This is a genomic window from Achromobacter sp. UBA2119 (assembly GCF_002331005.1).
GTDB classification, from domain to species: Bacteria; Pseudomonadota; Gammaproteobacteria; order Burkholderiales; family Burkholderiaceae_B; genus Achromobacter; species Achromobacter animicus.
Window position 1 is genome coordinate 35,690 of the sequence record NZ_DCYD01000012.1, and the last position, 19,786, is coordinate 55,475.

Genomic DNA, 19,786 nt, shown 5'->3' on the forward strand with positions numbered 1-19,786 from the left:
TCAACGCTCCACCAGCGCGATGCGCTTGTTGTACCAGTTCATGAATATCGAGATCGACAGGCTGACCGTGAGATAGGCGGCCATGATGATGAGGATGCCCTCGATGGCCTGGCCCGTCTGGTTCAGCGTGGTGTTCACCACCGACACGATGTCCGGATAACCGATGGCCACCGCCAGCGAGCTGTTCTTCAGCAGGTTCAGGTATTGGCTGGTCATCGGCGGGATGATGACGCGCAACGCCTGCGGCAGGATCACCAGGCGCAGCACCAGCCGGCGCGGGAGACCCAGCGAACCGGCCGCTTCCCACTGGCCGTTGTTGACGGCCTGGATGCCCGAGCGCACGACTTCGGCGATGAAGGCAGACGTATAGACGGTCAGACCCAGGAAGAGGGCGACGAACTCCGGCGAGAGCGTCAGGCCGCCAACGAAGTTGAAGCCCTTGAGCGCGGGCATGTCCAGCGTCAGCGATGCGCCGCTGGCGAGCCAACCGACGACCGGAAAGGCGACGAGCAGGCCGATGGCCGTGCGGCCCAGCTTGAACGGCTGTCCCGTCGCTTCCTGGCGCCTGGTGGCCCAATGGCCCACGGCGATGATCGCCAGGATGGCCAGCCCCAGTCCGCACAGCACCCAGTCCAGCGACGCGCCTTCCAGTCCCGGCACCTTGAGGCCGCGGTTGGAGATGAAGACACCGGGCAGCGGGTTATGCGCCTGCCGGGGGCCGGGCATGTTCTCGGTGATCAGCGCATACCAGAAGAACAACTGCAGCAGCAGCGGCACGTTGCGCATCACCTCGACGTACACCGAGGTGATCTTGTTGACCAGCCAGTTCTTGGACAGGCGGCCGATGCCGATGAAGACGCCCAGGACGGTCGCGGCGATCAGCGCCAGCAGGCCCACGCGCAGCGTGTTCAGGATGCCGGCGAAGATGGCGCGTCCGTAGGTGTCGGCGGGGGTGTAGGCGATGACGGATTCGCCGATGGCAAAGCCGGCCTCGCGGTTGAGAAAGCCGAAACCCGTCGCGATGTTGCGCAGCGACAGGTTGTGCAGCGTGTTGTGGACCAGGAACCAGACGGCGGCCCCGACGAGCGCCAGGGCCAGCGCCTGGTAAACCAGCGCCCGCGTGGCCGGATCGTTCCAGGAAACCCGGCGCGGCGGCCGCTGCACCGGGTGTTGAGCGGTGTGCTGCGCCACGGTTCAGCCCGCCATCAGGGCGCTGACCGCGACGGCCAGACGGTCCATGCCTTGCTCGATGACCTCGGTGGAGGTCGCGAACGAGAAGCGCACATACGGCGACAGGCCATACGAACCGCCGTCGATCACGGCCACGCCCGCTTCGCGCAGGAAGAACAGGCTCACGTCCAGGTCCGTCTTCAACTCGCCGTCGGGACCCTTCTTGCCGATCAGGCCCTGCACGTTGGCATACACATAGAACGCGCCGTCCGGCATGGCGCACGAGATGCCGGGGATGGCGTTCAGGCGGCTCACGATGAGGTCGCGGCGCTTCTTGAAGATCCCGACCATTTCCGTGACGCTGGACTGGTCGCCTTCCAGGGCTGCCTGCGCCGCCGCTTGCGAGATCGCGCTGGGGCACGAGGTGCTTTGCGACATCACGGTGCTCATGGCCTTGATCAAATCGGCAGGGCCGGCGCCGTAGCCGACGCGCCAGCCGGTCATGGCGTAGGACTTGGACATGCCGTTGACGATCAGCGTGCGCTCAACCAGCTTGGGTTCGACCTGGACGGGCGAGGCGTGGGCCTGGCCGCTGTACGTGAAGGGCGCGTAGATCTCGTCGCTCAGAATCCACACGTGCGGATGGCGCAGCAGCACGTCGGTCAGCGCGCGCAGCTCGGTGGCGCTGTAGACGGCGCCGCTGGGGTTGCTGGGCGAATTCAGGATCAGCCAGCGCGTGCGCGGCGTGATGGCCGCTTCCAGCGTGGCGGCGTCCAGCTTGAAGCCTTGCGACTCGGGGCCGGTGACGACGACAGGCTTGCCTTCGCCCAGCAGCACCATGTCCGGATAGGAAACCCAGTACGGCGCGCAAACGATCACTTCGTCACCCGGCTCCAGGCTGGCGGTCAGCGCGGCGGCGATGATCTGCTTGGCGCCGGCGCCCACGGTGATCTGGTCCATGCCGTAGCGCACGCCCACGGTCTGTTCGAGGCTATTGGCGATGGCTTTGCGCAGACCCACGGTGCCGTTCGGGCTGGTGTAGCGGATGTCGCCGCCCGCGATGGCTTCCTGGCCGGCGCGCGCGATATGCGCGGGCGTGGGCATGTCGGGCTCGCCCAGCGTGTAGTCGGCGATCTCGCGGCCTTGGCGGCGGAGTTCGTCCACGACGATCTTGGCGGCCATGCTGGGCGAGGGTTTGATCTGTTTGAGTCGGGCGTTGACGATGCTGTTCATGGTGTTGCTGCGTAAAGAGTGTTCTGGCGCGGGCGTGCCCGCAGGCCGGGGAAATGAAGCGCGGCCCCGCACAGGGCGGAGCCGCGGGAGCGATGCTTAGCGCACCGGCCAGCCGTACATCAGACCGCCTTGCGTCCACAGCTTGTTCAGGCCGCGGTCCAGCTTCAGCGGGCTGTCCTTGCCCATGGCGCGGTCATAGCTTTCGCCGTAATTGCCGACTTGCTTGATGATGTTGTAGGCCCACTTGTCGTCCAGGCCCAGGTTCTTGCCCATGCCCGGCGTCACGCCCAGGATGCGCTGGACGTTCGGGTTGGTGCTCTTCAACATTTCATCGACGTTCTTGGACGTGATGCCGTATTCCTCGGCTTCCAGCATCGCGTTCAGCGACCAGCGCACGACGTTGAACCACTGCTCGTCGCCTTGGCGGACCATGGGGCCGAGCGGTTCCTTGGACAGGTTCTCGGTCAGGATTTCCCAGTCGTCGGGCTTGGCCAGGCGCGTGCGCATGTTGGCGGCGGTATTGGACTTGTCGTTGGTGTAGGCGTCGCAGCGGCCCGATTCCAGCAAACGGAAGTTTTCGTCGTAGTTCTCGACCAGCACGGGCTTGAACGTCAGGCCGCGGCTACGGAAGTAGTCGGCCAGGTTCAGTTCGGTGGTGGTGCCGGGCTGCACGCAGATGGTGGCGCCGTCCAGCTCCTTCACGCTCTTGACGTTCATCGCCTTCTTCACGATCAGGCCCTGGGCGTCATAGAAGTTTACGCCCACGCCGATCAGGCCCAGCGTGGTGTCGCGGGTCAGGGTCTGCGTAGTGTTGCGCGAGAGCATGTCGATCTCGCCAGACTGCAGCGCAGTGAACTTCGCCTGCGCGGTCAGCACGTTGCCCTTGACCTTGGAGGCATCGCCAAACATGGCGGCCGCGACGGCGCGGCACATGTCCACGTCCAGGCCGGTCCATTCGCCCTTGCTGTCGAGCACCGAGAAACCGGGAATGCCGGCAAAGCCGCACTGCAGAAAGCCCTTTTTCTTGACGGCGTCAAACGTCACGCCGGCCTGTGCGCCAGACGCGACGCACAGCAGGGTTGCCGCAACGGCGGAGCTCAGAAACTTGCGCATGGAGATTTCTCCTGGGGATCGAAAGTGATTGAAAAGCGGGGGGGGCGAAAACGGCCAAGCGTGCGGGGTCCGCCCCGGCAAGCCGGGGAGGGTGCGTCGCGCACGCGGACGGGTACGGGAATGGGGGAAAAAGCGCCGGCTCGTGGCCGGTCAGGCGGTGCGCCGGTGAATGCGCGTGGCGTAGGGGTGGTACGTACTGCGGAGGGTAAGAATGGGGCTCATCGGCGGCACTGGTACGGCAGGTCTTACGGATCGCGGAAGACGCAGGCAGTACTGAAGCCGCGTCGTATTACGTTATGCAATAAGACGTATGATGGCAGCCGTCATACAAGTAAACAAGTAAGGGGATTCCCGTAATTGGCATTACGGGAGGGCACGCGAGCGTGGCTTAAATCGCGGGGGGATGGGACAGCAGCTTGCGGTACCGCGCGATGCTGTCGCCCAGGTGGCGGGCCATGGCGGCGCGCGCGGCGCCGGGGTCGCGGCGCATGATGGCCGTCAGGATCGCTTCGTGCTCGCGCACGTTGCGCGTCTCGTACATTTCAAGCTCTTGGGGCGTCTTGCCGCCGTGCTTGATGTTCAGGTCGAGCATGACGTCGCGCACCGCCGCCTTGAGCAGCGCGGGAAAGTGCGGGTTGTTCGACGCGCGGGCGATCGACAGGTGGAATTCATAATCGGCCTTGACGGCCGCTTCCATGTCGCGCGTAGCGCGGTTGAAGGCGTCAAAGGCTTCGACGATGCCGCTCAGATCCGCCGCGCTGCGGCGCTCTGCCGCCAGTCCACAGGCTTCAACCTCAAGGCCCGCGCGCAATTCCATGATGTGCAGGGCCCAGCGCGGATCCGTGGCGGGTTCGACGACAAAATCGATGGGCTTTTCGCGGTCTTCGGTCACGAAAACGCCGATGCCGGGCTTGCTGACCAGGCGGCCGCTCAGCCGCATGGAAGCCACGGCTTCGCGGATGACGGTGCGGCTGACTTCGAATTCGTCGCACAGCGCGTGCTCCGAAGGCAGCTTGTCGCCGGCGCGGTACTGACGCCCATCAAGGCGCTTGGTCAGTTCCTCGATAACGAAATCGGTCAGGCGCGAGCGGGGAGGCCGGGCGGGAGTTTGCATTGTCTCTCTTATAGGGAAAATCGCTGCGGGCGAGGCTGGCAGCCTGGCGCGCAGCCGCAAGTGTACGCGGTCCTCTGATGCCGCACGGGTGTCCGGCCCGATGGGATCGGCCGCGCCAACCGAACGCGACCGCAAGGATGCACGGGGGCCATATGACAACATACGGGGCGAAATCCGCCAACTTTTCTTTGCATCAAGAAGCAAAACGCCCTCCAGCGGAGGGCGTTCTGGCGGCTAGTCACGCACGGTCAAGTGCGGACGGTTTACTCGGCGCCGGACTTCTTGATCAGGGCGGCAAGCATTTCCATTTCTTCGCCGGTCAGGTCGGTCAGCGGTGCGCGCACCGGGCCCGCGTCGTGGCCGACCAGCTTGGCGCCGGCCTTGACGATGCTGACGGCATAGCCGGCCTTGCGGTTGCGGATTTCCAGATACGGCAGGAAGAAATCGTCCAGCAGGCGGTTGGTGGTGTCGCTGTCGCCGGCGGCAATCGCGTGATAGAACTCCATGGCCATCTTGGGCACGAAGTTGAAGACGGCCGACGAGTAGACCGGCACGCCCAGCGCGCGGTAAGCGGCTGCGTAGACTTCAGCGGTGGGCAGGCCGCCCAGGTACGAGAAGCGGTCGCCCATCTTGCGGCGGATGCGGACCATCGATTCGATGTCGCCGATGCCGTCCTTGAAGCCGACCAGGTTGGGGCAGCGGTCAGCGAGGCGGGCCAGGCTGTCGGCCGACAGACGCGACTGGGCGCGGTTGTAGACGATGACGCCGATGTTGACCGACTTGCAGACCTGCTCGACGTGGGCGGCAATGCCGTCCTGCGAGGCTTCGGTCAGGTAGTGGGGCAGCAGCAGGACGCCCTTGGCGCCTTGGCGCTCGGCTTCTTGTGCGTAGGCGATGGCGGTGCGGGTGGGGCCGCCGGCGCCGGCCAGGATCGGCACCTTGCCCTTGCAGGTCTGCACGGCGGTGCGAATGACGTCGGAGTATTCATCGGGGGCCAGCGAGAAGAACTCACCGGTGCCGCCAGCCGCGAACAGGGCGGTGGCGCCGTAGGGAGCCAGCCATTCCAGACGAGCCGCGTAGCTCTTGGCGTTGAAATCGCCGTTCTGGTCGAAGTCGGTCACGGGGAAGGAGAGCAATCCTTCCGAGACGATGGCTTTGAGTTCCTGGGGAGTCGTCATGGCTGTCTTCCAAATATGAGGAATGGGTATTGAAAAAGGCGGTATGCCGTGGCCGCGGCGTTGTTCGATCCGCGATGTCAGTCATCGTACAACATATAAGCTGGGCGTACAACGACTTCCCAGGATAAATGTTGTCGTACAACAAGCCGAAGGTATCTTTTGAATCTAGGAATTTCCCTATATTGAACGGAGAAGTCGGCCGCGCTATCCTCAGCGCTCATTGTCGTACGACAACGTACAAGAACGGCGACAATTCCCAATCTCTAGGAGACAAGTTTGAAGGCATTCCCCCTGTTGAGCCGCCTGTCGGCCGTCCTGGCCGTCGCCACCGCTTTTGCCGCACCTGTCCACGCCGCTGATGACTGGCCGTCTGCGAAGGCCATCACGCTGGTGGTTCCGTTTGCGGCGGGCGGCACGTCCGACATTCTGGGGCGCTTGATCGCCCAGGAACTGGGCACGACGCTCAAGCAGACCGTCGTCGTTGAAAACAAGGGTGGCGCCGGTGGCGTACTGGGCGCGGACGCCGTGGCGCGCGCCAAGCCGGACGGCTACACGCTGCTGCTGGGCACGATCGCCACGCACGCGATCAACCCGTCGTTGCTGCCCAGCATCAACTACAACGCGGCCAAGGATTTCTCGCCCGTGATCCTGCTGGGCAGCATTTCCAATGTGCTGCTGGTGGGCGCGAACCAGCCCTATAAGAGCGTGCAGGATGTCGTTGCCGCCGCCAAGGCCAATCCCGACACGATCGCCTTCGGCTCGGCCGGGCAGGGCACGTCGCAGCATTTGTCGGGCGAAGTGTTCAAGCAGCTGACGGGCGCGCACCTGACGCACGTGCCGTACCGCGGCAGCGCGCCGGCCATTTCGGACCTGATCGGCGGGCAGATCCCTAGCTCGTTCGAAACCGCCCTGGTCGCGTTGCCGTATGTGCAAAGCGGCAAGGTCCGCGCGCTGGCGGTCACGTCCGCCAAGCGCACCGCCGTGCTGCCGGACGTGCCCACCATGCAGGAAGCCGGCGTGCCGGGCTTTGACGTCAGCAGCTGGCAGGCCATCTACGCCCCGGCCAACACGCCGCCGGCCGTGGTCGAAAAGCTGAACAAGACGATCGCCGAGATCGTGGCCAAGCCAGAAGTCACCGCCAAGATGCAGGGCCTGGGTCTGGCCTACACGCCGAACACGCCGGCGGAATTCACGGCATTCCAGGCGGCCGAGCAGGCCAAGTGGGCCAAGATCATTGCCGATGGAAAGCTGAAGGCGCAGTAATTGCGTTGTCAGGTATGAAAGCCTGGCGCGGGGAGTCGATCCTCGCGCCAGGTTTTTTTATCGGGCTGGAGTTTTGACGGGTGAATCGGGGTACGCAATGGGCGTCTCAGTAGGTGTCTGACACCGGCGCGAAATGGCGTAGGCCCCGGGCCGCGTGACGCGGCGCCGGGGCCTATTTGTTGATGCGACGCCCGAAATCCAGGCGTCAACCCATTACGCCTTGACCAGCGTGCCGTCCACCATGCGCGTCAGACCCAGCGGGTTACCGCGCTGGACGCCTTCCGGCAGCAGGCCGTCGGGCAGGTCCTGGTAGCAGACCGGACGCAGGAAGCGACGGATCGCCGTGGCGCCCACCGACGTCGAGGCCGGGTTCGACGTGGCCGGGAAGGGGCCGCCGTGAACCATGGCGTGGCTGACTTCCACACCGGTCGGGTAGCCGTTGGCCAGGATGCGGCCGGCCTTGCGTTCCAGTACCGGCAGCAGGGCGCGGGCGTCGTCCAGGTCGGCGTCGTCCACGAACAGCGTCGCGGTCAGTTGGCCTTCCAGGTGCTCTGCCACGGCGCGGACCTGCGCGGCGTCCTTGCACGCGACAACCAGCGAAGCGGGGCCGAACACTTCGGCTTCCAGCTCGTGCGAGGCCAGGAATTGGTCGGCGCTGGCGCCGAACACCACGGCGCCGGCGGCGTTGCATGCCGGGTTCGAGGGTTCCCCGCGGCCGACCGTCGACACGCTGGGGTGGCGCGCGAGGGCATCCGCGCCTTGCTCGTAGGCCGAGAAAATGCCCGGCGTCAGCATGGTGGCGGCGCCCTTGGCCTTGACGGCCTCGGCGGCAGCCTGGCGGAAGCGGTCCAGCGCCGGACCTTCGATGCCGATCACCAGGCCGGGGTTCGTGCAGAACTGGCCCACGCCCATCGACAGCGAATCCACGAAGCCCTTGGCGATGGCCTCGGCGCGCGCTTCCAGCGCGGCGGGCAGCAGGAAGACGGGGTTGATGCTGGACATTTCCGCGTACACGGGAATCGGCACGGGGCGGGCGTTGGCGGCGGCGACCAGCGCCAGGCCGCCGCGGCGCGAGCCGGTGAAGCCGATGGCCGTGATGGCCGGGTGCGTTGCCAGTGCGGTGCCGATTTCATTGCCGGCGCCAAACAGCAGCGAGAACGTGCCTTCCGGCAGACCGTGCTTGGCGACGGCTTGCTGGATGGCGCGGCCGACCAGCTCGGACGTGCCGGGGTGGGCGTTGTGCGCCTTGACGATCACCGGGCAACCGGCGGCCAATGCCGACGCGGTGTCGCCGCCCGCAACCGAGAAGGCGAGCGGGAAGTTGCTGGCGCCGAACACCACCACGGGGCCCAGGGGAACGTTGGCCAGGCGCAGGTCGGCGCGCGGCAACGGCTGGCGCTCGGGTTGGGCCGGGTCGATCGTGGCGTCCAGGAAGTAGCCGTCGCGCACGACGCGGGCGAACAGACGCAGCTGGCCGACCGTGCGGCCGCGCTCGCCTTGCAGGCGGGCGACGGGCAGGCCGGTTTCCTGGTGCGCGCGCTCGATCAGCGCGTCGCCGATGGCAACGATGTTCTCAGCGATGCTTTCCAGGAATTGGGCGCGCGTTTCCAGCGGCAGGGCGCGGTACGGGTCGAACGCGGCGCGGGCCAGTTCGGCGGCGCGCGACACGTCGTCGGCGGAGCCGGCGGGGTAGGCGGGTTCCAGGCGTTCGCCGGTGGCGGGATTGATGGCGTGCTGGGCGGCGCCCGCGCCCAGGACGGCGGTCGAGCCGATCAACATCTGGCCGGTCAGGTTCATGGTCATCTCCAAGAATAGGCGCCGATCCGAAGGATGGGCGTTGTCGCCCCCGACGGGTCCGGGGAAAAAAATGCCCCCGGACCGGGGGCAGATAGCAGGTGTCAGTGCGGACCGATTACTCGGCGCCGGACTTCTTGATCAGGGCGGCAAGCATTTCCATTTCTTCGCCGGTCAGGTCGGTCAGCGGTGCGCGCACCGGGCCCGCGTCGTGGCCGACCAGCTTGGCGCCGGCCTTGACGATGCTGACGGCGTAGCCAGCCTTGCGGTTGCGGATTTCCAGATACGGCAGGAAGAAATCGTCCAGCAGGCGGTTGGTGGTGTCGCTGTCGCCGGCCGCGATGGCGTTGTAGAACTCCATGGCCATCTTGGGCACGAAGTTGAAGACGGCCGACGAGTAGACCGGCACGCCCAGCGCGCGGTAGGCGGCGGCATAGACTTCAGCGGTGGGCAGGCCGCCCAGGTACGAGAAGCGGTCGCCCATCTTGCGGCGGATGCGGACCATCGATTCGATGTCGCCGATGCCGTCCTTGAAGCCGACCAGGTTGGGGCAGCGGTCGGCCAGGCGGGCCAGGCTGTCGGCCGACAGACGCGACTGGGCGCGGTTGTAGACGATGACGCCGATGTTGACCGACTTGCAGACCTGCTCGACGTGGGCGGCGATGCCGTCCTGCGAGGCTTCGGTCAGGTAGTGGGGCAACAGCAGGACGCCCTTGGCGCCTTGGCGCTCGGCTTCTTGTGCGTAGGCGATGGCGGTGCGGGTGGGGCCGCCGGCGCCGGCCAGAATCGGCACCTTGCCCTTGCAGGTCTGCACGGCGGTGCGGATGACGTCGGAGTATTCGTCGGGGGCCAGCGAGAAGAACTCACCGGTGCCGCCGGCGGCGAACAGGGCGGTGGCGCCGTAGGGAGCCAGCCATTCCAGACGAGCCGCATAGCTCTTGGCGTTGAAATCGCCGTTCTGGTCGAAGTCGGTCACGGGGAAGGAAAGCAAACCTTCCGAAACAATGGCCTTGAGTTCTTGCGGAGTCGTCATGTTGCGCTCATCCCTAAATGGCCGTCGCAGGCGAAAGGTAGGTGCTTGCGAACGGGATGCGGTGGTAAAAGGTGAGTCATCGTACAACATCAATTTGCCGGATTCAAGGCGTGTCCCCATGTGGCGCAGCATTTACAAGGGGAAACCCGAAATTCCTTTCTAGAGCCTTTCAGCGATATTCTCTTGGTTGTACGATAACGTACGGTGCCCGCAGCGGGGCATCCATCAGGCTAAAGGATTCATCATGCAGGTTGCAGTCGAGCAGGCGCCCGTTCTCATCAAGATTCATCCCGACGACAACGTCGCCATCGTGGCCAACGATGGCGGATTGCCGTCGGGAACCGTTCTGCCCGATGGGCTTCAATTGGTCGACGCCGTGCCGCAAGGGCATAAGGTTGCCCTGACCGATCTGGCCGAGGGCGACGAGGTCCGGCGCTACAACGTGGTGGTCGGCTACGCCGCCAAGGCGCTGCCGCGCGGCAGCTGGATCAACGAGCGCGTCACTACGATGCCGACGGCCCGCACGCTGGAAGACCTGCCGGTCTCCACGCGGATTGCGCCGCTGCCGCCGCTCGAGGGCTACACCTTTCAGGGCTACCGCAACGCGGACGGCACCGTCGGCACGCGCAACATTCTTGCCATCAGCACCACGGTGCAGTGTGTGCAGGGTGTCGTCGAGCACGCGGTCGCGCGCATCCGCCGCGAACTGCTGCCGCTGTACCCGAACGTGGACGACGTGGTGGGCATCGAGCACACCTACGGCTGCGGCGTGGCCATCGACGCGCCCGGCGCGGCCATTCCCATCCGCACGCTGCACAACATCGCCCGCAACCCGAATTTCGGCGGCACGTCCATGGTCGTCAGCCTGGGCTGTGAAAAGCTGCAGCCGGACCGCCTGCTGGCGCCCACCGCCATTCCCATCCGTGCCGGCGAGGGCATGGGCGGCGACGGCGTGGACACCATCGTCCTGCAGGACGAAGAGAACATCGGCTTCGATTCGATGATCCAGCTCATCATGCGCACCGCCGAGCGCCATTTGCAGAAGCTCAACGCCCGCCAGCGCGAAACCTGCCCGGTGTCGGACCTGACCGTTGGCGTGCAGTGCGGCGGCAGCGATGCGTTTTCCGGCGTGACGGCCAACCCGGCCGTGGGCTTTGCCACCGACCTGCTGGTGCGCGCAGGCGGCACGGTGATGTTCTCCGAGAACACCGAGGTGCGCGACGGCATCGACCAGTTGACTGCCCGCGCCGAAACGCCCGAAGTCGCGGACGCGCTGATCCGTGAAATGGCCTGGTACGACGCGTACCTGCAGCGCGGCATGGCCGACCGCAGCGCCAACACCAGTCCCGGCAACAAGAAGGGCGGCCTGTCCAACATTGTCGAAAAGGCCATGGGGTCGATCGTCAAGTCGGGTTCCTCGCCGATTCATGGCGTGCTGTCGCCCGGCGACCGCCTGACACGCAAGGGCCTGATCTTTGCGGCCACGCCCGCCAGCGACTTCATCTGCGGCACGCTGCAACTGGCTGCCGGCATGAACCTGCACATCTTCACCACCGGCCGCGGCACGCCCTACGGGCTGGCGCAGGTGCCGGTCATCAAGGTCGCCACGCGCTCGGCGCTGGCGCGCCGCTGGCACGACCTGATGGACGTGGATGCCGGCGTCATCGCCACCGGCCAGGCCTCGATCGAGGAAGTGGGCTGGCAGCTCTTTCAGATGATGCTGGACGTGGCCAGCGGCAAGAAGCAGACCTGTGCGGAAAAACTCAAGCTGCACAACGCCCTGGCGCTGTTCAACCCGGGCCCCGTGACCTGATCGGGGACCCAATCCGTCCGTAGCGCCATCGCAGAATAAAACCACTGAGAGGAGACAGCCGATGGAAATTGACCCGCAAGTCCAGGCCGGCCGGCGCCGGATGCTGGGCGCCGCGCTTGCACTGGCCCCTGCCAGTCTGGTGCACGCGCAGTCTTTCAGCTTCACCCCGCAGCAGCGCTACCCGGATCCCTCGGTCCGGATCCTGGACCCGGAATTCGCCAAGTACCGCATCTACAGCAGCAGCGTGGAGCAGCTTGCGACCGGCTTCCGCTGGCTGGAAGGTCCGGTGTGGTTTGGCGACGGGCGTTATCTGCTCGCCTCGGACATACCCAACAACCGCATCATCCGCTGGGACGAAACCACCGGCCAAACCAGCGTGTTTCGCCATCCGTCCAATTTCAGCAACGGGCTCGCGCGGGATCGCCAGGGCCGCCTGCTGGCCTGCGAACACCTGACGCGCCGCGTCACGCGCACGGAGTACGACGGCAGCATCACGGTGCTGGCGGACCGCTTTGACGGCAAGCCGTTCAATTCGCCGAATGACATCGTGTGCCAGCGCAATGGCGCCATCTGGTTCACCGATCCGCCCTTCGGCATCGGCGGGCACTGGGAAGGCGACAAGGCCACGCCCGAGCTGCCGCATTCCGTCTATCGCATCGATCCGGCCAACGGCCGTGTGACGCTGGCGCTTGCCGATCTGGCCGGTCCCAACGGCCTGTGCTTTTCGCCCGACGAGAAAGTGCTGTACATCGTCGAATCGCGTCACCAGCCCAATCGCGTGATCTGGGCCTTTGACGTGGGCGCGGACGGCGCGTTGTCCAACAAGCGCCTGCACGTTGACGCGCAAGGGCCCGGCGCCATCGACGGCATCAAGTGCGACGAGGCCGGCAACCTGTGGTGCGGCTGGGGCAGCAACGGCTCGCCCGACGCCAAAGCCGAGGACCTGGACGGCGTGATGGTGTTCAACCCCGCGGGCAAGGCCATCGGCCACATCCGGCTGCCGGAACGCTGCGCCAATCTTTGCTTTGGCGGCGCCAAGCGCAACCGCCTCTTCATGGCGAGCAGCCATTCGCTCTATGCCCTGTACGTGGAGACCCGCGGCGCGGCATAGGCACATCCCCACCGCGGCCTCACCAGGCCGCGGGACACTTCAACACACATACCAAACAGTGTGGAGACAGCATGAACCCGAGCAAGAGACAGTTCCTGGGCAGCGCCGCGGCGCTTTGCCTGACGCCCCTGGTGCCGGCATGGGCCCAATCGGCGGAATGGCCGACGCGGCCCGTGCGCATCGTCGTGCCTTACCCGCCCGGCGGCTCGTCGGACATCATCGCGCGCATCCTGGCGCCCCGGCTGGCCGAAGTGCTCAAGCAGACCGTGGTCGTCGAGAACAAGCCCGGCGCCAACGGCAACCTGGGCGCCGGTTTGGTGGTGCAGTCGGCTAACGAAGGCCACACGGTCCTCTTGTGCGACGTCGGCGCGCTGGCGATCAGCCCGTCCGTCTACACGAAGCTGACCTTTGATCCGTCCAAGGACCTGCGCGCCGTCGGCATGCTGGCGTATTCGCCGCACGTGCTGGCCGTACACCCGGACGTGAAGGCCAAGACTGTGCAGGATCTGGTCGAGCTGTCCAAGAAAGAACGCATCAACTTCGCCGTCACCGCGATCGGCAGCGCGCCTCACCTGGCGGCCGTCGCGGTTCAGCAGGCCACCGGCGCGCAGTGGGAATACGTGCCGTACAAGGGCGGTTCGCAGGCCGTCACCGACACCATCGGCGGCCAGACGCAGATCATCATGAACGGGCTGCTGGCCACGCTGCCGCACATCAAGTCCGGCAAGCTGCGCGCGATCGCGATTTCCAAGAGCGAACGCATGAAGCTGGTGCCGGACATCCCCACCATCTCCGAGCAGGGCGTGAAGGGCTTTGAGTCCGGCACGTGGCAAGGCGTGATGGCCCCGTCCAACATGACCGACCCGGTGGCGGCCCGCCTGCAGATGCTGATGGCGCAGATCGTCACCCAGCCGGACGTGACGGCGCAGTTGAACGAGCAGGGCGCCGAGATCGTCACCAAGAGCCCGGCCGAACTTGCGCAGTTCTTCAGCAGCGAGCGCGCGCGCTGGGCCAAGGTCGTGGCCAGCACCGACATCCGCCTGGATTGATCGGGTCCGGCCCCGCCTTGCCAGAGTAGGGGTTCGGGAGCACACTGGAATTGCGTCCAGGCTTCGGCCTGGACCGATTCCGTGGGGCTCAGTCAATGAAATCCTTGTTCGCCGCAGCGCTGATTTGGGCATCTGGTGCGTTGTCGGCGCTGGCCGCCGCGCCCGTACTGGCGCGCGATCCGCTTCCGGCTGTGCCATCTCCGCCCGCATCCGCCCGTACCTTGCCGGATACTTGCCTGGGCACCGACTGCCCGCGCATCGTGGACCCGGGCAAGATCAATCGGGACTGTGTGGGCACCTCGTGTCCGGGTTCCCGCTACCCGCCGCCCGCGGCAACACCCGCGCGGCCGCAGGATCAGCCCGGGCTGAAGGCGCCCACCCGGACATGGCTGCCGCCGATGCCGCCCCGGCCTGGGCAAATGCCCGTAGGGCCGCTGACGCCCGCACCCGCACTGCCGAGATAGGCGCGGCGCTGCCGCATTACTCGTCGCACATCCGCAGGCTGTCGCGATACGGCTCGGCCTGCGTCATGGCAGCCAACACCTCGTGCAGCGTTGTCTGGACGATCTTGACGGCCTGCGTCAACGGACGGCTTGAAGCCGTCGCCACCATCAGGCGCGTGGACAGGCCCGGTTCCACGATCCGGCGGGCGATCAGCTTGCCGGACGCAACTTCATTCATTACCGCGGGCAGGGCCAGCACGGTGTGCGCCAGGCCTTCGACGACGATGTCCTTCATCAGCTCCAGCGCATCCATTTCGAACGCCACGCTCAGTGGCATGTCGGCCTGCGTGGCGGCGTGTTCGAGCGTGCGGCGCAGGCCGTGATTGCGCGTGGGCAGCGCCAGCGGCAGGTCGCGCAGCGCCGAAAACGGGATGGCCGGCATCGCACGCGCGGCGGGCGACAGGCCTTGCGGCGGGGACACCAGCGCAAGGTCCAGTTCGGCCAGCGGTGAGACGGCGATGTGCTGCGACCGCCGCGCGTCGTGCAGCACGGCGATGTCGACGCGGGCATTGGTCAGCCATTCATGCACGTAGCCGCTGTAACCCGTGATGACGTTGAGCTGGATGCGCGGATGGCGCCGCCAGACCTCGGCCACCAGCCGCATGCCCACCATGTGACAGAGCGTGGGCGTGAGCCCCAGCATCACCTGGCCGGACGGAGACTTCTGGTCGTTGTGGAACTCGGTCACCACGTGGTCCATCTGGCGCATGAGCGGACGCAGCCTGTCCAGCAGCTTTTCGCCGTCGGGCGTCAGCGAGACGCCCCGCCCGTTGCGGTAGAGCAGGGCGCAGCCGCATTCGTCTTCCAGCTTGCGCACCTGCCGGCCAAGCGCCGACTGAGCGATGCCGAGCACCGATGCGGCGCGTGAGAAGCTGCCCAGATCCGCGACGTGGATCAGGTTTTCGATCTTGCGTAGGTCCATCGTCTCCGGAGCGGGGGGCGCCCATGCCGCTGCGCGCGCCGCTGTCTCATTCTTGTATATCTGGTTGCCAGAGTATGCCTAGTTGGGCGTGGGATGCCAATCTAGAATGCCCTGGACCTTTTCCTGCCGGGGGTTCCCACATGACCGCATCCGCAACACCGAACACCTCCGCCCACGCGTTGATCCGGGTGCTGGCCGCCAACGCGATCGACCGCGTGTTTGTGGTGCCCGGCGAAAGCTATCTGGGCGTTCTGGACGCGCTGCATGACTTTCCCGGCATCGACGTGGTGACCTGCCGCCACGAAGGCGGCGCCGCATTCATGGCCTGCGCCGACGCCCGCCTGACCGGGCGCCCCGGCGTGGTGATGGTCTCGCGGGGCCCGGGCGCCGCCAACGCCGCGATCGGCGTGCATGCCGCGCAGCAGGACGCGGCGCCGATGATTCTGCTGATCGGTCAGGTGCCGAAAAAGGACGTGCGCAAGGAAGCGTTCCAGGAAATCGACTATCAGAAGATGTTTGGCTCGATGGCCAAGTGGGTGGTCGAGGTGACCACGCCCGAGGAACTGGCGCCGGCCGCCTTCAAGGCCGTGCGGGTGGCGATGGCGGGCACGCCGGGCCCCGTGGTGATGGTGGTGCCCGAGGATGTGCAGCAGGCGATCGTGGACCAGCACGACTGGACGGCGATGCCCGAGAGCCCATCTCAACCGGCTCCCGACGGGCTGGAACGCATCCACACGTTGCTGTCGCGCGCACACAGGCCGCTCATCATCGCCGGCGGCGGATTCAACGTCCCGGGCGGTCGCGAGGCCTTGATGCGCCTGGCGGAACGCCACACCATTCCGGTGGCGGTCTCGTTCCGTCAGCACGATCTGTTTCCCAATACGCATCCGCTCTATGCGGGCGATCTCGATCTGGCGACGCCGGCCGCGCAGGTGGCGGCGCTGGATGGCAGTGATCTGATCCTGGCGCTTGGCACGCGACTGGGCGATATCACGACGCAGGGCTACACCTTTCCCGCGCATCCGCGGCCGCGGCAGACGCTGGTGCATTGCTATCCCGATGCGCATATCGTGAACCAGCACTTCGCGGCCGACGTGGGGCTGGTGGCCGATCCCGCAGCCACGGCGGCGGCGCTGGCCGGGTTGCCCGCCACGGGTGGCGGACTGGCGCGCGACGACTGGGCCGCCACGCTGCGCACCATACGGCAACAGACGGCGGCATGGCCACAAGCGGCAGGTCAGGCCGCGGACGACGGCATTCCTTTCGTCGCAGTGGTCAAGGCGTTGGAAGCGCAGGCGCCTGCGGACGTTGCAATCTGCCTGGACGCCGGCACCTTCGCCGCGCCGGTGTACCGCCACTTTCCCTTCGCATTTCCGCAACGGCTGCTGGCGTCGCAGTCGGGCGCAATGGGCTACGGCACACCGGCGGCCATCGCGGTGCAGTTGCGCGATCCGAAGCGGCAGGTCGTGTGCATGGCAGGCGACGGCGGCTTCGCGATGACGGGCAACGAGATGGCCGCAGCCGCCGAGCGCGGTCTGCCCATCCTGTTCATCGTCGCCAACAACAATTGCTACGGGTCGATCCGCCTGCACCAGGCCCGCACGTACCCGGGGCGATACGTGGGAACGGACCTGGCCAGCCCCGACTTTGCGCTGGTGGCCCGTGCGTACGGGCTGCAGGCCGAATACGTGACGCGCGCCGATCAACTGGACGATGCGATCGCGCGTGGCCTGGCAGCGGACGCGCCGTATCTGCTGGAGGTGCGCACCAGCCTGGGCGCCATCCTGCCGGCGAGCGTGAGCCACGCAGCAGGGAGCGAGCTTGTGCCGCGCGGCGATTCTCACGCCTTGTAGCCGGGATCCTTGCGATCCATCAGGCGCAGCATGGCGGGCCATTCCAGTTCGCCGAACGGCCGGCGGGTGCCGGGCTGGTACAGCAGCCATGTCTTCTCGATGACCTCGGGCGGCGGCAGGCAGAGCTCACGCCCCGAGCTCAACGCATCTACCTGCGCCTTGCAGGCCATTTCCAGCCAATAAAGCGTATTGAACGCCTGCGCAATCGACGGCCCCGCGGCCAGCAGCCCGTGATTGCGCAGGATCATCGCGTCGGACGATCCCAGATCCGCGACCAGGCGCTTGCGTTCGTCCAGGTCGATGGCCACGCTCTCGTAGTCGTGATACGGAATCCTGGCGAACCGCATTGCGGTCTGCGTCAGGGGCAATAGGCCGCATTTCAGCGCCGATACGGCCATGCCCGCCCGCGTGTGCGTGTGGATGACACACGCCACGTCGTGCCGCGCGCCATGAACCGCGCTGTGGATCACGTAGCCCGCGGCATTGATGCCATAACCGGACGGCTGATCGAGAATGTTGCCGGCCAGGTCGATCTTGACCAGGCTGGACGCGGTGATCTCGTCATACATCATGCCGTAGGGGTTGATGAGCAAATGGTCGTCGGTGTCCGGGATGCGGGCGGTGATGTGGTTGTAGATCAGGTCGCTCATGCCAAAGTGCGCGACCAGCCGGTAGCATGCGGCCAGTTGGACGCGAGTGTCCCATTCCTGGGGGCTCATTTCTGCTTTTGTGTTCATGGTTGCCGTTCCTCCTGTCAGTCCGCGCCTTTTACGTTGAATTCGCGGACCACGCTGCCCCACGATTCGTACTCGGATTTCATCATCGCGCCGAACCGCGCCGGCGATTCGGTGGTGCGCACCTGCGCGCCCAGGTCCGCGAGCTTGTCGCGCACGGCGGCATCGCCCAGTACGGCGTTCATTTCGCGTGCCAGCTTTTCCTGAATGGCGGGCGGTATGCCGGCGGGCGCAATCAGCCCCAGCCAGGCGCCCATGTCAAAGCCCGGAAAGCCTTGCTCCGCGACGGTTGGCACGTTGGGCAGCGTGGGCACGCGCTCCGGCGTGCTGACGGCCAGTGCCTTCAGGCGGCCCGCCTTCACCATTGCCAGCGACGACACCATCGTGTCGAAGGTCGCGTACGTGCGTCCGCCCACGATGTCGGTCTGCGCCTGGCTGCTGCCCTTGTATGGCACATGCACCATCGTCGCGCCGGCCTTGGACAGCAGCACGGACGTCACCAAGTGGCTTGTCGTGCCGACGCCGGTGGTGCCGTAGGTGTATTGCCCCGGTTTGGCCTTCACGGTGTTCAGGAAGTCGGTCAGGTTGCGGGCCGGGTTATCGGCGCTGACCACAAACAGGTACGGCAGCCAGGTAATCAACCCGATCGGGGCAAAGTCCTTGCGAGCGTCGTAGTTCAGGTTGGGATAGACGTGCGGATTGATCGCCTGCGGCGCGGACGCGCCGATCATCAGCGTGTAGCCGTCAGGCTTGGCGCGCGCGCCCAGGCCCGCAGCGATGGAGCCGCCCGCACCCGGCTTGTTTTCCACGATGAACTGCTGGCCCATGCGCTGCGCGAGGCGCTCTCCCAGCATGCGCGCCACCGTGTCGGTCGCCGTGCCCGGCGGAAAGCCCACCAGGATGGTGACCGGCTTGCCGGGATAGGGCTCGTCCTGCGCCTGCGCGGCGCCGCCCGCGGCCCACAGCGTGGCGGCCAGCGTGACGGCCAGTAATCTTGCGTGTCGCATCTGTCGTCTCTCCAGTCATTATTTTTAATGGCGGGAGAGCGATGGCGCCGGCCCGCGTCGGGTCAGACTCGTCGACCGACCCGACGCCTTTTACGGTCGCACACCGCAAGGGCGGCTTCAATGATACGGCGGGCCAAGCAGATAGCGCGAAACGGCATAGACGGCGCACGACGCCGGGTGCCGCAGGTATGATGGGCTCCATCCCGCCTGTCAATCTCCGGCCCTCGCGCGCCGGTCTTTCCGAAGACGCTACCCCATGAACGACCGCCTGCAGCAGACCCTGCGCCGTTTCGACGACTACAACGCCAAGGACCCCAACACGTTTACGTGGGAAGGCCAATCCTGTCCGCAGGAACTGTTTCTGGCGCAAAAGCTGCACGACTGGGTCATGAAGCTGGCGCCCGACGCGTCCGAGCCGCTGATGTTGGCATCCCGGTGCCAGCACATCGGCCGCTGGGAAATCACGCGCGCCAGCTATCCTGAAGGGCGCATTGGCTACCTGACGTGGCGCAAGGCGCTGGCACGGCATCACGCTGGCATCGCACAACAGATCATGAAAGAAGCGGGCTACCCGCAAGCGGATGGCGAGCGCGTGGCGGCGATCCTGATGAAGCAGGGCATCAAGCAGGATGCAGACGTGCAGGTCATGGAGAACGCGCTTTGCCTCGTGTTCCTGCAATACCAGTACGAGGCTTTTTATCCGGCCCACGAAGACAAGATCGTCGAGATCCTGCGCAAGTCCCTGCTGAAGATGGACGGCGCGGGGCATCAGCAGGCCATGACGCTGACTTATTCGGATAAGGGCATGGGCTACATCAAGCAGGCGCTGGCGGCGCTGGAGCAGGCAGACTAGATACAGCTGCGCCAATGCAGAAAGGCCTGGGCCAGGCCGGGAA

General features: G+C 66.0%; 16 protein-coding genes. 6 read left to right on the forward strand and 10 right to left on the reverse strand.

Annotation, left to right across the window (positions count from 1 at the left end; translation table 11 throughout):
* From B3098_RS11355 to kdgD (B3098_RS11375), 5 genes are all read right to left on the reverse strand, one after another.
* Entirely contained in the window at positions 1-1,191 is a 1,191-nt protein-coding gene (locus B3098_RS11355; RefSeq protein ID WP_286896158.1) for an amino acid ABC transporter permease, read from the reverse strand.
* Positions 1,192-1,194: 3 nt separating this feature from the next.
* Complete coding sequence (locus B3098_RS11360; protein WP_191577216.1) at positions 1,195-2,403, reverse strand: aminotransferase class I/II-fold pyridoxal phosphate-dependent enzyme; 1,209 nt, start codon at positions 2,401-2,403, stop codon at positions 1,195-1,197.
* A 96-nt stretch (positions 2,404-2,499) separates the two neighbouring features.
* Positions 2,500-3,516, reverse strand: coding sequence for an amino acid ABC transporter substrate-binding protein (locus tag B3098_RS11365; protein WP_175121457.1), 1,017 nt, complete (start codon positions 3,514-3,516; stop codon positions 2,500-2,502).
* Positions 3,517-3,904: 388 nt separating this feature from the next.
* Complete coding sequence (locus tag B3098_RS11370) at positions 3,905-4,630, reverse strand: FadR/GntR family transcriptional regulator (protein WP_286896162.1); 726 nt, start codon at positions 4,628-4,630, stop codon at positions 3,905-3,907.
* 263 nt (positions 4,631-4,893) lie between these two features.
* Entirely contained in the window at positions 4,894-5,808 is a 915-nt protein-coding gene (kdgD, locus tag B3098_RS11375) for a 5-dehydro-4-deoxyglucarate dehydratase (protein ID WP_286896166.1), read from the reverse strand.
* A gap of 276 nt (positions 5,809-6,084) precedes the next feature.
* Between kdgD (B3098_RS11375) and B3098_RS11380 the strand changes: the two genes are divergently transcribed.
* A complete protein-coding gene (locus B3098_RS11380; RefSeq protein WP_175121460.1) occupies positions 6,085-7,071 on the forward strand; it encodes a Bug family tripartite tricarboxylate transporter substrate binding protein in 987 nt (328 codons plus the stop codon).
* A gap of 213 nt (positions 7,072-7,284) precedes the next feature.
* On the opposite strand, the gene B3098_RS11385 is transcribed toward B3098_RS11380, so the two are convergent.
* Together B3098_RS11385 and kdgD (B3098_RS11390) are read right to left on the reverse strand one after the other, a co-directional pair.
* Complete coding sequence (locus B3098_RS11385; protein ID WP_279971017.1) at positions 7,285-8,868, reverse strand: aldehyde dehydrogenase (NADP(+)); 1,584 nt, start codon at positions 8,866-8,868, stop codon at positions 7,285-7,287.
* A gap of 115 nt (positions 8,869-8,983) precedes the next feature.
* Positions 8,984-9,898 (reverse strand): 5-dehydro-4-deoxyglucarate dehydratase, encoded by a 915-nt coding sequence (kdgD, locus tag B3098_RS11390; protein WP_175136457.1) that lies wholly within the window; start codon positions 9,896-9,898, stop codon positions 8,984-8,986.
* Between the two features lie 244 nt (positions 9,899-10,142).
* On the opposite strand from kdgD (B3098_RS11390), the gene garD reads away from it, so the two are divergent.
* The 3 genes from garD (at position 10,143) to B3098_RS11405 (ending at position 13,871) form a co-directional block, all read left to right on the forward strand.
* Entirely contained in the window at positions 10,143-11,711 is a 1,569-nt protein-coding gene (garD, locus tag B3098_RS11395; protein ID WP_175121463.1) for a galactarate dehydratase, read from the forward strand.
* Positions 11,712-11,772: 61 nt separating this feature from the next.
* Positions 11,773-12,822, forward strand: a complete 1,050-nt coding sequence (locus tag B3098_RS11400; protein ID WP_279971016.1) for an SMP-30/gluconolactonase/LRE family protein — start codon at positions 11,773-11,775, stop codon at positions 12,820-12,822.
* Positions 12,823-12,893: 71 nt separating this feature from the next.
* Entirely contained in the window at positions 12,894-13,871 is a 978-nt protein-coding gene (locus tag B3098_RS11405; protein ID WP_175121465.1) for a Bug family tripartite tricarboxylate transporter substrate binding protein, read from the forward strand.
* A gap of 480 nt (positions 13,872-14,351) precedes the next feature.
* Here the strand turns inward: B3098_RS11405 and B3098_RS11410 are convergent, their stop codons facing one another.
* Entirely contained in the window at positions 14,352-15,296 is a 945-nt protein-coding gene (locus tag B3098_RS11410) for a LysR family transcriptional regulator (protein WP_279971015.1), read from the reverse strand.
* A gap of 140 nt (positions 15,297-15,436) precedes the next feature.
* On the opposite strand from B3098_RS11410, the gene B3098_RS11415 reads away from it, so the two are divergent.
* The gene (locus B3098_RS11415) at positions 15,437-17,149 is read left to right on the forward strand and encodes a thiamine pyrophosphate-dependent enzyme (RefSeq protein WP_279971014.1); all 1,713 of its coding nucleotides are present in this window, start codon (positions 15,437-15,439) and stop codon (positions 17,147-17,149) included.
* Here the strand turns inward: B3098_RS11415 and B3098_RS11420 are convergent.
* Positions 17,137-17,886 (reverse strand): class II aldolase/adducin family protein, encoded by a 750-nt coding sequence (locus B3098_RS11420; protein WP_279971013.1) that lies wholly within the window; start codon positions 17,884-17,886, stop codon positions 17,137-17,139. The two genes, B3098_RS11415 and B3098_RS11420, sit on opposite strands and share 13 nt — an antisense overlap.
* A 17-nt stretch (positions 17,887-17,903) precedes the next feature.
* Positions 17,904-18,890, reverse strand: coding sequence for a Bug family tripartite tricarboxylate transporter substrate binding protein (locus B3098_RS11425; RefSeq protein ID WP_279971012.1), 987 nt, complete (start codon positions 18,888-18,890; stop codon positions 17,904-17,906).
* A gap of 256 nt (positions 18,891-19,146) precedes the next feature.
* On the opposite strand from B3098_RS11425, the gene B3098_RS11430 reads away from it, so the two are divergent.
* On the forward strand, positions 19,147-19,743 hold the full coding sequence (locus tag B3098_RS11430; protein WP_279971011.1) for a DUF4202 domain-containing protein: 597 nt from the start codon (positions 19,147-19,149) through the stop codon (positions 19,741-19,743).
* The last annotated feature ends 43 nt before the right edge of the window (positions 19,744-19,786 follow it).